Source organism: Mycobacterium rhizamassiliense (assembly GCF_900157375.1).
GTDB lineage: Bacteria > Actinomycetota > Actinomycetes > Mycobacteriales > Mycobacteriaceae > Mycobacterium > Mycobacterium rhizamassiliense.
This window is the reverse complement of record NZ_LT721901.1, coordinates 2,927,653-2,939,208: the sequence shown is the minus strand read 5'-3', so window position 1 is coordinate 2,939,208 and position 11,556 is coordinate 2,927,653. Positions and strand designations below refer to the sequence as shown.

The 11,556-nt window shown below is 64.2% G+C and carries 11 protein-coding genes; 5 read left to right on the top strand and 6 right to left on the bottom strand.

Annotated features, from left to right (window positions below):
• The first annotated feature begins 14 nt into the window (after positions 1 to 14).
• Positions 15 to 851, top strand: coding sequence for a mycofactocin-coupled SDR family oxidoreductase (locus MRAB57_RS14440; protein WP_077088014.1), 837 nt, complete (start codon positions 15 to 17; stop codon positions 849 to 851).
• 3 nt (positions 852 to 854) lie between these two features.
• Here the strand turns inward: MRAB57_RS14440 and MRAB57_RS14435 are convergent, their stop codons facing one another.
• Complete coding sequence (locus tag MRAB57_RS14435) at positions 855 to 2,060, bottom strand: cytochrome P450 (RefSeq protein WP_157900608.1); 1,206 nt, start codon at positions 2,058 to 2,060, stop codon at positions 855 to 857.
• Between the two features lie 157 nt (positions 2,061 to 2,217).
• On the opposite strand from MRAB57_RS14435, the gene MRAB57_RS14430 reads away from it, so the two are divergent.
• The 3 genes from MRAB57_RS14430 to MRAB57_RS14420 all read left to right on the top strand — a co-directional run bounded on the left by MRAB57_RS14430 (position 2,218) and on the right by MRAB57_RS14420 (position 4,953).
• Positions 2,218 to 3,510 carry an amidohydrolase family protein gene (locus tag MRAB57_RS14430; RefSeq protein ID WP_077090598.1) on the top strand — a complete coding sequence of 431 codons (1,293 nt, stop codon included), beginning with the start codon at positions 2,218 to 2,220 and terminating at the stop codon, positions 3,508 to 3,510.
• Positions 3,511 to 3,610: 100 nt separating this feature from the next.
• On the top strand, positions 3,611 to 3,883 hold the full coding sequence (locus tag MRAB57_RS14425) for a hypothetical protein (RefSeq protein ID WP_083743413.1): 273 nt from the start codon (positions 3,611 to 3,613) through the stop codon (positions 3,881 to 3,883).
• Entirely contained in the window at positions 3,880 to 4,953 is a 1,074-nt protein-coding gene (locus tag MRAB57_RS14420) for a spirocyclase AveC family protein (protein WP_077088011.1), read from the top strand. The genes MRAB57_RS14425 and MRAB57_RS14420 overlap by 4 nt, the downstream gene beginning before the upstream one ends.
• A gap of 71 nt (positions 4,954 to 5,024) precedes the next feature.
• On the opposite strand, the gene MRAB57_RS14415 is transcribed toward MRAB57_RS14420, so the two are convergent.
• Positions 5,025 to 6,254, bottom strand: coding sequence for a CaiB/BaiF CoA transferase family protein (locus MRAB57_RS14415; RefSeq protein WP_077088010.1), 1,230 nt, complete (start codon positions 6,252 to 6,254; stop codon positions 5,025 to 5,027).
• A 174-nt stretch (positions 6,255 to 6,428) separates the two neighbouring features.
• On the opposite strand from MRAB57_RS14415, the gene MRAB57_RS14410 reads away from it, so the two are divergent.
• Complete coding sequence (locus tag MRAB57_RS14410; protein WP_077088009.1) at positions 6,429 to 7,067, top strand: NAD(P)-dependent oxidoreductase; 639 nt, start codon at positions 6,429 to 6,431, stop codon at positions 7,065 to 7,067.
• Between the two features lie 96 nt (positions 7,068 to 7,163).
• On the opposite strand, the gene MRAB57_RS14405 is transcribed toward MRAB57_RS14410, so the two are convergent.
• The 4 genes from MRAB57_RS14405 to MRAB57_RS14390 form a co-directional block, all read right to left on the bottom strand.
• Complete coding sequence (locus MRAB57_RS14405) at positions 7,164 to 8,765, bottom strand: class I adenylate-forming enzyme family protein (protein WP_077088008.1); 1,602 nt, start codon at positions 8,763 to 8,765, stop codon at positions 7,164 to 7,166.
• 9 nt (positions 8,766 to 8,774) lie between these two features.
• On the bottom strand, positions 8,775 to 9,578 hold the full coding sequence (locus MRAB57_RS14400; RefSeq protein WP_083743620.1) for an alpha/beta fold hydrolase: 804 nt from the start codon (positions 9,576 to 9,578) through the stop codon (positions 8,775 to 8,777).
• Between the two features lie 61 nt (positions 9,579 to 9,639).
• Positions 9,640 to 10,395, bottom strand: coding sequence for an enoyl-CoA hydratase-related protein (locus MRAB57_RS14395; RefSeq protein ID WP_077090597.1), 756 nt, complete (start codon positions 10,393 to 10,395; stop codon positions 9,640 to 9,642).
• A 10-nt stretch (positions 10,396 to 10,405) separates the two neighbouring features.
• Positions 10,406 to 11,548 carry an acyl-CoA dehydrogenase family protein gene (locus tag MRAB57_RS14390; RefSeq protein ID WP_077088006.1) on the bottom strand — a complete coding sequence of 381 codons (1,143 nt, stop codon included), beginning with the start codon at positions 11,546 to 11,548 and terminating at the stop codon, positions 10,406 to 10,408.
• Positions 11,549 to 11,556: the final 8 nt, after the last annotated feature.

The following is an 11,556-nucleotide window of genomic DNA, read 5'->3' as shown; positions in this document are numbered from 1 at the left end:
AGCGAGACCTGAACATGGGCAATGGACTTGATGGAAAAGTCGCCTTCATCACGGGTGCGGCACGCGGCCAGGGCCGCTCGCATTCAGTCCGATTCGCCGAGGAAGGTGCTGACATCATCGCCGTCGACCTGTGCGAGCAGATCGACAGCGTCACCTATCCGATGGCCACCCGCGAGGACCTCGACGAGACCATCAATCTGGTGGAGAAGACTGGGCGCCGAATCGTCGCTGAGCAGGCCGATGTCCGCGACTTCGACCGACTCAAAGCGGTTGTTGCACAGGGAGTGGCCGAATTTGGTCGGCTGGACTTCGTCCTGGCCAATGCGGGAATCATGCCGATCCTCGGCGACCAGTCACATGAAATGTCTGCCTACCTCGATGCCGTGAACGTCATGCTGAACGGCGTGTACTTCGCCATCGAAGCCGCGCTGCCTGCGTTGTTGGACAACGCCGAGGGCGGGGCCATCGTCATCACCAGCTCATCGGCCGGGCTCAAGGCCGGCGGCGCCCGATTTAGCACCATGAGTCACGGTACCGCCGGGTATGCCGCGGCCAAACACGGTGTCGTCGGCTTGATGCGCTACTACGCGAACAGCCTCGCGGAGAAGAACATTCGGGTGAACTCCGTACATCCGACCGGGGTGATGACTCCGATGGTCGTCAACGAACAGTTCATGCAATACGCGGTGGAGCACCCCGAATTCGGCGAGACCATGCAGAATCTGTTGCCGAATGTTCCCGTCATCGAACCCAGCGACATCACCGAAGCCATGGTCTATCTGTGCGGCATCTCCGGCCGCTACATCACCGGTATCACGCACTCGGTGGACGCGGGTCTCACCGTCAAGTGACTGCTACGTGGTGACCGACGCCTTCCACTCCAACGGAAGGCTATGGGCGGTACGAATTCCGGGCACGAAGTTGACCTCCTCGCCCTCGGGGATGCTGAAAGGCCCCAGGGTTGCGAAGATCTCTTCGAGTGCGATCGACAGTTCCTGGCGTGCGAGATGCGAACCCAGGCAACGATGGACGCCGCCGCCGAAGGCGAAGTGGCGGGTGTTGTTGCGGTCGACGTCGAGCGTTTCCGGGTTGTCAAATTCGCGGTCGTCGTTATTGGCGGCGGCGAGCATCAGCATCACCAGGTCGCCCTTCGCGATCGGGACGTCATGGATGACCATGTCCTCGGTGGCGTAGCGCAACACCAGTGACACCGGTGTCTCGATCCGCAGCAATTCCTCGACGATCTGACGCATCTTCTCCGGCTCGCTGCGCGCCGCCGCTTGTAGTTCTGGGTCCTTGGCCAGTCGGGTGAGAACGCAGTCCAGGGTGGCCGTGACGGTGTCCAGTCCGGCGGCCATCTGCAGAAAGAGGATGTCGAGCATCTCGTTGCGGGTCAACGGGTCTCCATCGACCTCGGCTTGCACCAGCCGCGTCGCGAGATCGTCGGCGGGATCCTCGATGCGACGGTCGAGCAGCTTGTCGAAGTACGCGTACAGCTCGTTCGCCGTTTTCTTCCACAGTTCCCGCAGCACGTTCAAGTCGTCACTGCCCGCGACGTCCTCGCCGTGAACCAGGGCATCCTTCCAGACCAGGAACCTGTCTAGGTCCTTGACGGGGAAGCCCACCACATTCAGGAAAACGCGGCACGGGAACGGAACCGTGAACGCCGCGTGGAAATCCGTCCGGCCGTCCTGGACGACTTCGGCCAGCAGTTCCTTCGCGATCGCCCGGGTCTCGTCAGCCATCGCCCGCACCGCGCGCGGTGAGAACAACGGATCGAGCAGCTTGCGGTACTTGGCGTGGTTGGGCGGATCGATGTCCAACGGAATGCACGGCCGTTGCTGGCCCATCTCGTTGGCGCCGTTGGCCTCGAACAACTCGGGCGAGCTCAGCGCCTTTCGGATGTCCGCGTAACGCGAGAGCACGACAACGGTGCCGCTGCGCGAGCGACTGAACGGAGCCGCGATGGCCGGGGCGTGATCACGCAAACCTGCGTAGACCGGCCACGGATTATTGGCCAGAGCCGGATCGGTCATCATGCTCGATAGGTCGAGTTCCACGCCTAAAACCTCCCGCGCTGAGGGCCCTGACGTCAGCCACACTAAGCGCGACGACAACGCATAGTCAAGTGCTCACTTGACTTTCTCGGAGGCCGGTTCGTACTGTGAATGCAGTCACCATCCCCGCAGCGATCGCGTGACCGAAGGAGTGCTTGCGATGCCTTTACAGCCGCACATGAAGTTGTTGTCGGTCGACGATCACCTGATCGAGCACCCCAAGGTATGGACCGACCGACTGCCGTCGAAGCACGTCGAGCAAGGCCCGCGAATCGTCGAGATCCCCCGCGGAGACGGCTTGGCGCCGATGCAGTCCTGGCTCTACGAAGACCGTCCGTACCCATACATCGGGCTCAACGCCGTCGCCGGCAAAAGGCCCGAGGAGTACGGCCTGGAACCGGTCCGCTACGACGACATGATCCCGGGCTGCTACGACCCCAAGGCCCGCATCGCCGACATGGACATCGATGGCGTCGAGGCAATGCTGTGCTTCCCATCGTTCCCGCGGTTCTGCGGCACCATCTTTCTCGAGGGTGATGACAAGGAGCTTGCGCGTCTGAGTGTGCAAGCGTGGAACGACTTCTCACTCGACGAGTGGTGCGCCACCGACCCGGCACGCTTCATCCCGATGGCGATGGTGCCGCTGTGGGATCCGGCGCTGATGGTCGCCGAGATCGAACGGGTCGCCGAGAAGGGCTGCCGGGCAATTGGCTTGCCGGACAACCCGATCAACCTGGGCCTGCCGAGCTATCACACCGACCACTGGGATCCGGTGTTCTCGGCGATGGAGGAGACCAACCTGACGGCGGTGATGCACTTTGGTTCGGGCGGCTTCCCCCCGCAGATCGCGCCGGAAGCGCCGTTCGCAGTAATGATCACCCTGATGGGGACCACATCGATGGCTGCGTGCACCGACCTGCTGTTCTCCCCGGTGTTTCACCGTCACCCGAACTTGAAGGTGGCGTTCTCCGAGGGCGGCGTCGGCTGGATGCCGTATCTCGTCGAGCGGGCCGACTACGTGTGGCGCAAGCACAAGTACTACCAGAACATTCACCCGACGATCGCACCCTCGGAGTTGTTCAAGCGCAACATCTCTGGCTGCTTCATCGAAGACGAGGCCGGCGTGAAGAACCGCTACGACATCGGCATCGGCAACATCACCTGGGAGTGCGACTACCCGCACTCGGACTCGTTCTGGCCCAAGAGTCGCGCCCGCGCCGAAGAGGTCTTCGCCGACGTGCCCGACGACGAGGTCGCCCAGATGGTCGAACACAACACCCGACGTTGGTACAACTTCCCCGAGGCCGGGTTCAAGGCGCACAACGCCGACGAGGGGAACGCGTGGCGGCCTAACGATGGCAAGGGCCCCGAGGCCGCCTACGCGGGAATGGGCGCGCACGGTGGGATCGATGACGTCCAGAAGTCCCTGGGCGACCTCTTCACCTCGAAATAGGAGCCGGCGATTTCGTTGTCTTGTTTCTCATTCGATCGTTGCGGCGCGGCGCCGCATGATCGCTGTGGCACTGATACGTCGATGGACTTCCAGGAGCGACGTGACTAAAGACGGGGTGACGGACGGAGCCGACGCGCATGCCATCGTGCAGCTCCCCCAGTCCGACTGGACCGACCAAGATCTCCTCACCAAGCATGAGGCCCGCCAGCGCCTCGTCGAGGAGATCGCTCGCACCCGCAGCCGGCTCGCGCAAATACAAGCCGAGACCGACCATCCCGCCCGCAACGACGCCATGACCACCCGGCTGACCCGTCGACTCAAGGCCATGGCGTCGATCCACGACGAATACGGCGCGTCGAAAGGCAACACATGACCTCGGTGAAGACTCTCGAACGAGACCCGCACCGCCGGAGCCTGAAACAGTTCGGAAAACTGACCCCGCTGGCGTGGGCAGCGATCGCCGTCGGCGTCGTCGCCGTCGTCTTTGCCGCGCTGAATTCGAGTCGCGGCGTCGAGGGCACCCGGATAGGCCGCCCCGAGGGATCGTTCGTCCCGGCGCGTAGCGAGCTCCTCGGTATCTCCAATTGGTACATCTATTTCGAGATCGGCTCGCTCGTTATGTTCTTCGCGGTCTGGGGAACGGCGATTGTCCGATCTCGCCGCAGGGGTAAGCCCACACCCACGCTGCTGATGATAGCGGTCACCACCAGTCTGACCTGGCTAGACCCCATCATGAACTGGGCGCCATACGCCGCCTATGACCCTCGGATGTTCCACTTCAATGTCGACTGGTTCTGGATCAATCTCGCGCCGACTGTCGAGCCGTGGGCAGTCATCATCGGCTACGGCTACTTCTTCCTCCTCCCGGCCTGGTTCACGCTCGCGGTCTACCGCAGGATCGCCGCCAGGGCTCCATTGGGGTCCTGGTTGGTTCGCCGACCCAAGCTCGCCGTGCTCGCCTTAGCAGTACCGATCTGCATCGTGTGGGACGGCGTCATGGAGGCGATCTTTGTCCAGATGGGTTTCTACACCTACACCCAGGTCATTCCCTGGGGCTCGATCTTCAATGGGACACCCCACCAGTTCCCGCTGATCTGGGAGGCCGCGCTGTTCGGCATCATGCTGTCGGTTGCCGCGCCACTGATGTGGGTCGACGACACCGGACGCACCTGGTCGGAGACAGTCGCGCGGCGCACCAGGATGTTCGCCAACCGCCCGTACGTCGGCGCGTTCGTGATCGCGTGGGCGGTGATGAGCGTCGTCTATGTCGGCTACGGGCTCTCGTTCGGCCTCGTTCGGGCCACCGGCATCGCCACCTCGACCGCTCAACACTGGCGCTATCCCGAGACCAAAGTGTTTGATCCGCAAGGGTATTACCAGCGCAACGGCGAGAAAGGCTCGTTCATGATCGGCACCTGGGCGGGCTGGGAAATCAAACGGTGAAAGGGGTCACACGGCATTGGCGAACCCGGGATTCACGCCACCACCGTCGATCGTGTCGGGCTGACCAACGCTCAAGTGATGGCGCCCTCGATCTTCAGTTCGATCAAGTCGTGGTCGTTCATGCCGAGTTCCCGCAGCACCTCATCGGTGTGCTCAGCGAACAGTGGCGCACGCGTCAGGTGGGCGGCGGCTTCGTCGAACTTCACCGGGTTCGCCACCAGCCGTTGCTCATTTCCCTGAGCGTCCCGAAGGTCGGCGATGCGACCGTTGGCGATCAACGACTCGTCGTGGGCGACCTCCCAGGCGTCCTGCACCGGAGACCACTGGCCCCGTAGCAGACTCAGCAGCCGCGTGCAATCGCCGAAGGTCCGCGATGCGATGGCGTCGGCGAGCAACGCGGTGGCCTCGTCCGCGTGTGCCGCCAACGACTCGAGCGAGGCGAATCGCTCGTCCGCGGCGGCTGCCTCGAGTCCGAAGAGTCGGCAGACGGATGCCCAGTGCCGAGTGGGCTGAAGCATCGAAAGCTGAATGAAGCGGCCGTCCGAGCACCGGTACGCTCCGGTGAGTGGGTTGCCAGGCGCCTGCGTCCGCTGGTCGATCTTCGGCAGCGGACAACCGTAGAGCATGGCGAGGTTGACGCTAGACTGGTTGGCCCACGCCCCGACCGCCAGCAGCGACACGTCGATGACGGAAGTCTGCCCAGTCGTCTGCCTGCCGTAGAGAGCGGCGGCCACCGCACCCGCGATGGTGATGCCGCCTATGTTGTCGCCGAACGCGCCCGCCGGCATCCCCGTCGGCACCTCGGATTCCGTCGGCGTGACCCCGTCGGCGTTGCCGGCCCGCGCCCAGAACGCCGTCGCGTCGTGTGCGCCCGTCTCGCGATCGGGCCCTTCGCCCCCGAAGCCGCTGCCCGCGATGTAGACGATCGACGGATTGATACGCCGTACCTCATCCAGATCGATGCGTAGTTTGGCCCGCGCCTGGGGCAAGAAGTTGGTCAGGAAGACGTCGCTGCGCCGCACGAGTTCCTCAAACACCGGCCGAGTCTGCTTCAACGCCAAGGACAGTCCGACGCTGCGCTTGCCGCGGTTGGGGGCCTCGATCGTGGGCGAGAACGAGACTCCTGGCGTGGTGGCAGAGCGACCGGCGACGGTGACGAGTCCCCGCTGCGCATCTCCTGTGACCGGGTTCTCGATCTTGATGACGTCGGCGCCCCAGTCGGCCAGCACGGCACCAGCCGAGGGCACGAAGGTGAATTGCGCGACTTCGAGCACACGCACACCGGTCATCGGTTTCTGCATCCGCTCACCTCTGTCCTGGTGGCCGCGCTGACATGGCGCCCTTGCGCTGCAGAGTCCCTCCGATGCCGATACCAGAGCGGCTCAATGCCAACATAGGTTACTAGGTAAGCAATGTCGAGGTCTCCTAGCAACATGTAATCTTCCGCTGGCAACTTGCTCGACAAAGGCACTGACATGAAAGTGACCGTCTTCGGCGCGACCGGACAGATCGGTCGGCTGGTCGTCGGCGACCTGCTGGCCGACGACCACGACGTGACCGCGTACGTCCGCAATCCCGGCAAGCTGGGCCACAGCGATCCACACCTGGTGACTGTCACCGGTGAGCTGTCCGACGAGGCGCGGATCCGGCAGGCGGTCCGCGGCTCGGATGCGGTGATCAGTGCGCTCGGTCCCCTGCTGCGACGCGGTTCCACGGGCACTCCGGTGACCGACGGCACACGGAACATCGTCGGCGCCATGCAGACCGAACACGTCGAACGCTACTTCGGGCTGGCGACTCCGTCAGTGCCCGATGCGCGCGACAGCCCCACCCTGAAAGCCAAGGTCCTGCCGGTCGTTGCCGGACTGCTGTTTCCCAAAGCGCTGAACGAATTGGTGGGCATGACAACGGCGGTCACCCAGTCCGATCTCGACTGGACCATCGCGCGGATCACCCGACCCACCAGCGGGAGGCCGAAAGGTACTGTGCGCGCTGGCTTTCTCGGCCGCGACAAGTTGGGATCCGTGATGTCGCGAGCCGACATCGCCGCCTTCCTCGTCGCCCAACTGACCGACGAAACGTTCTCGCGAGCGGCGCCAGCGATTGGCAACTGACCAGCCGAGGAAGCCGCGCACCGATGACCAGTTTCACCGGACCTGCCACGCGAGAACTCCCGTCCGCGGGATGTGGGAACTATGACCAGTACACTGTCACGTTTGCTCTCGCGAGCACCCCCGCTGCGCATCAAGCATTGCTCCGGAAAAATGCTGGGCACGCAGTTCGGCCTTGCGTACCTTGCCCAGCGACGTACGGGGCAGGGCATCGACGACGACCAGCCGTTCGGGCACCTTCTGCTTCGCCAGGCCGGCGGCGGCGAAGTGACCTCGTAGCGCTTCGATGTCAAGTCGCTCATCGGGTTTGAGCACCACCACGGCCGCCACGATCTCCCCGAACCGGGCGTCGGGCGCCGCGACCACCGCACACTCGGACACCGCGGGATGCGCGGACAGCACGTCCTCGACCTGAGCCGAGGAAATCGTCTCGCCGCCCCGGATGATGACGTCCTTGATTCGGTCCGTGATGATCAGCCGGCCGTCGGCGTCCAGGCGGCCCAGATCCCCGGTACGGAACCACCCGTCGTCGCTGAAGGCCTCGTCGTCGAGCTGCGCGTCGCGGTAGCCAACGAATTGCTCCGGACCGCGCACCACCACCTCACCATCGGTGTCCGTGGGCGCCTCGGAACCATCAGCAGCAAGGATGCGCACCACCGAACCTGGCATCGGCCTACCGTCCGTGCGCAGCCGGGCCCACCGCGGCTCGTCGGTGTGCGCCCCGCTAACAGTCGGGTGCTCTGTCGCGCCGTAGGAGCGGAACGTCGCGATTCCGGCGGCGGCGGCTCGCTCACCGAGTTCCTCGGTCACGGGCGCCGCACCGACGAGAAACTCCCGCAACGTAGCGAGTTCACCGTTGGTACAACCGAGTTCGAGGATGCCCTGCAGATGAGTCGGGACACCAGCAGTCGAGGTGACCCCGAAGTCGCGAATGACCTCGACCGCGCGTCGAGGATCCCATTTCTCCAAGAACACCGTCCGCGACCCTGTCATCAAGGCGCGCAACATACTTCCCACTCCCGCGATGTGCCCGGGTGGAAAGCTGACTAGCGACACGTCATCGGGTTCAGCGGCGATCAGCGCGGGCATCGTCGCCTGTTCGGCGAGCACGGTGTTGTGGGTGTGCTGGACACCTTTTGGGGCCGAGGTGGTGCCCGACGTATACATCAGCAGGCACACGTCGTCGGACCTGACGTCGGGCCGCGCATACCCGTCGGACCAGACGTCCGACCACACCAACCAACCCGATTCAGGCTCGGCGTCCACCACCACGACGTGGCGTAACACTGGAGTCAATGCTTTTGCAATGGATTTTGTGGCAGTGATCAATACCGAAGCCCCCGACTGCGTGACGATGAAACCGACCTCACCCTGCCCATAGATGTGCACGATTGGCACCAACACCGCGCCACTCAACAGCACGGCCTGGTACGCGACCGCACATTCCACCCGGTTGGTCAGCTGCACCGCCACCGCGTCCCCCGGGCGGACGCCGAGGCGCTGAAGACCGGCCGCGAATGTTAACGCCGCGTCGTGGATATCGGCGACCGTCACGCTGAGCACCGAGACCGCCGAAGCGAAGTCGACCGGGGTCGAACCGCGATCGCGCGCACCCGCCTCGAACGCGTCGATGCACGTCCGTGACGAGAACCACCCCTCCCGGTACCAAACGCTGCGCAACGCGGCGTAGTCGAAGGACATCGGGGCTAGCTACTCGGCCCGCCCGCGGATCGCCTCGGCGAGTTTGCCGGGCGCATCGATCATGACGAAGGTTGAGCAGTCGGGGATTTCGGTCAATGTGGCATGCGGGAATGCATCGCGTAGGCGACGAGCATGGCCAAGGGGGAACAGCTGATCCTCGGTGCCCCAGGCCAGGACGACGGGTCGGTCGAATGCCTCGATCGCCGGCGCGGCACGCAATGTCAGGGCCGGATCCAATGACGCGGTCACTGTCACGGCGTCGCGACGGGCGGCTGCGCTGGTGGCGAAGGCTCCGAAGATCTCCCGCTGCCGCTCCGGGGCCGGAGGGTGCTTGGATACGGCCTTGAGGAAGAAGGCCTGCCCCGGTCCGGTCGCCAGCAGGCGCACAACTACTCCACCTAATGTGGAGCTAAGTCGGCACAGCTTGACGATCTGAACGAACGAGCCGGGCGGAAAGTGTTCGTAACTATCGCAATTGGTGAGTACCAGCCGGGCGATCCGGGATGTATCCAGAGTTGGGTCACCCAGCGACGCCAGCACCAGGCCGCCACCGGTGTCGTTGGCCACCACGGTGACATCGGTCAGATCGAGGGCTTCCATGAAGTGAACGATGCGCCGAGCGGCCGCCTCGGCGCCCAGGTCGGCGCCATCGGTGGGTGTGCTGTGCGCGCCCAGCGGCCAGGTTGGCGCGATGCACCGAAACCCAGCACCGAGTTCGGTCACGACGTCGTTCCACAGGGCGCCGGTCACGTAGACACCGTGCACGAACAGGACGGTTGGTCCTTGCCCCGTTTCGGTGTATTCGATGTCCAGGCCGTCTACTCGTACCGTCGAGGTTGTCACTTCGCCTCTCCTTTGTTCAATGCGCGAATAATCAGTGCCCGCGAAATTCCGGGTCGCGCCGCTCACGGAAGGCGCGCACACCTTCGCGGAAGTCCGCGGTGTCGATCAACGCTAACTGCCCCTTGGCCTCGACGGCCTGAACCGCTTCGAGTTCGCCGAGGGTTGCTGCGGCCAGCGCACGCTTTGTCCAGCCGAACGCCAACGTCGGACCGCCGGAGATCGACCGCAGCACGTCGGCCAGCACAGATTGATAATCGTCCTTGCCAGCGAGGTGCGAGACCATCCCCCACTCGAACGCGGTTGCCGCGGAGACTCGTTCAGCGGTCATCACCATGCGCGCCGTGCGCACCCGGCCGATCAGCCCCGGCAGCAGCGCTGACGCACCACCGTCCGGCATCAGTCCTACCCGGGCGAAGGCCAATTGAAAGTACGCCGGTGACGCGGCCACCACCAGATCGCAGGAAAGCGCCAGCGCGCAGCCGAATCCGACCGCCCCACCCTGTACGCCTGCAACGACCGGTTTGGGTAGCGAGATGATCGCCCGGACCAGTCCGTTGGCGGCATCGGCCGCGCCGACGGTGTCGCCGCCGGTGAGGTCGCCGCCGGAACAGAACCCCCGCCCGGCGCCAGTGAGCAGTACCGCGCGGACTGACTTGTCCGCCGCGGCGCCGCGGATGTGGGCCCAAGCCTCGTCGAGCATGGGGGTGTCGACGGCGTTCAGTTTCTCCGGCCGGTCCAGCCGGATCCGCAGCACCGCGCCGTCGTGCTCGACCGAGACGCCGTTCACCACAACGGGATCATAAGCCGAGGTCGCGTCCGATGATGTCCTTCATGATCTCGGTGGTGCCACCGAAGATCGTCATGATGCGGTTGTCCATATAGTCGCGCGCAACCCGGTATTCCGTCATGTAGCCATAGCCACCGTGCAGCTGAACGCAACCATCGATCACCTTCTTAGCGGTCTCGGTGCACCACCACTTGGCTTTCGACGCCTCGACCGCAGTCAGTTCCCCGTCCACGACCGCCTGAAGGCACCTGTCGATGTACTGCTCGCCGATCTCGAGTTCGGTGTCCATCTCGGCCAACAGGAATCGGTTGTGCTGGAAGCTACCGATCGACTGGCCAAAAGCCTTGCGGTCCTTGGCATATTGTAACGTCTGCCGCCAGGTCTCGCGGGCACCCGCGATGGCCGAGACAGCGATGGACAACCGTTCCGACGGGAGGTTGTGCATCAGGTGATAGAAGCCGCGTCCCTCTTTGCCCAGGAGGTTCGCCGACGGCACCCGCACGTTCTCGAAGGCCAATTCGGCGGTGTCCTGGTAGTGCAATCCCATCTTGTCGAGCTTGCGGCCGCGGCTGAACCCCTCCATGCCCGCCTCGACGACGAGCAACGTGAACCCCTTGTGCCCGGCCTCGGGGTCGGTGCGACAGACCACCACCACCAGGTCGCCATTGATACCCGAGGAGATAAACGTCTTGGCGCCGTTGATGATCCAGTCGTCGCCATCACGGATGGCCGAGGTACGGATACCGGCCAGGTCGCTGCCCGCGCCGGGCTCGGTCATCGCGACGGCGACGATCAGTTCGCCGCTGATGATGCCCGGCAGCCAGCGATCCTTCTGCTCGTCGTTGGCCAACGACGAAAAGTAGGGCCCCACAACATCATTCTGCAGGCTCAGCGACGGCGCCGGCCCTCCGTAGCGGGCGATCTCCTCGTCGATGACCGCGTTGAACCGGAAGTCGTCGACGCCGCCACCGCCGTATTGCTCCGGCATGTTGAACCCGATGAGGCCATATTTGCCTGCGGCGACGAACGCCGAGCGATCGACGAGGCGGTCACTCTCCCACCGCTCGGCGTTGGGTATCAGCTCACGATCGATGAACTGCCGGACGGTCTCGCGGAACGCCTCGTGCTCCGGCTCCATGACGAGTCTCTTCATGTTTTGGT

Bases quoted from the DNA above. Each gene is read 5' to 3' on its own strand.
- MRAB57_RS14440 (WP_077088014.1), top strand. From the start codon at position 15: ATGGGCAATGGACTTGATGGAAAAGTCGCCTTCATCACGGGTGCGGCA.
- MRAB57_RS14430 (WP_077090598.1), top strand. From the start codon at position 2,218: ATGCCTTTACAGCCGCACATGAAGTTGTTGTCGGTCGACGATCACCTG.
- MRAB57_RS14420 (WP_077088011.1), top strand. From the start codon at position 3,880: ATGACCTCGGTGAAGACTCTCGAACGAGACCCGCACCGCCGGAGCCTG.
- MRAB57_RS14415 (WP_077088010.1), bottom strand. From the start codon at position 6,254: ATGCAGAAACCGATGACCGGTGTGCGTGTGCTCGAAGTCGCGCAATTC.
- MRAB57_RS14410 (WP_077088009.1), top strand. From the start codon at position 6,429: ATGAAAGTGACCGTCTTCGGCGCGACCGGACAGATCGGTCGGCTGGTC.
- MRAB57_RS14405 (WP_077088008.1), bottom strand. From the start codon at position 8,765: ATGTCCTTCGACTACGCCGCGTTGCGCAGCGTTTGGTACCGGGAGGGG.
- MRAB57_RS14390 (WP_077088006.1), bottom strand. From the start codon at position 11,548: ATGAAGAGACTCGTCATGGAGCCGGAGCACGAGGCGTTCCGCGAGACC.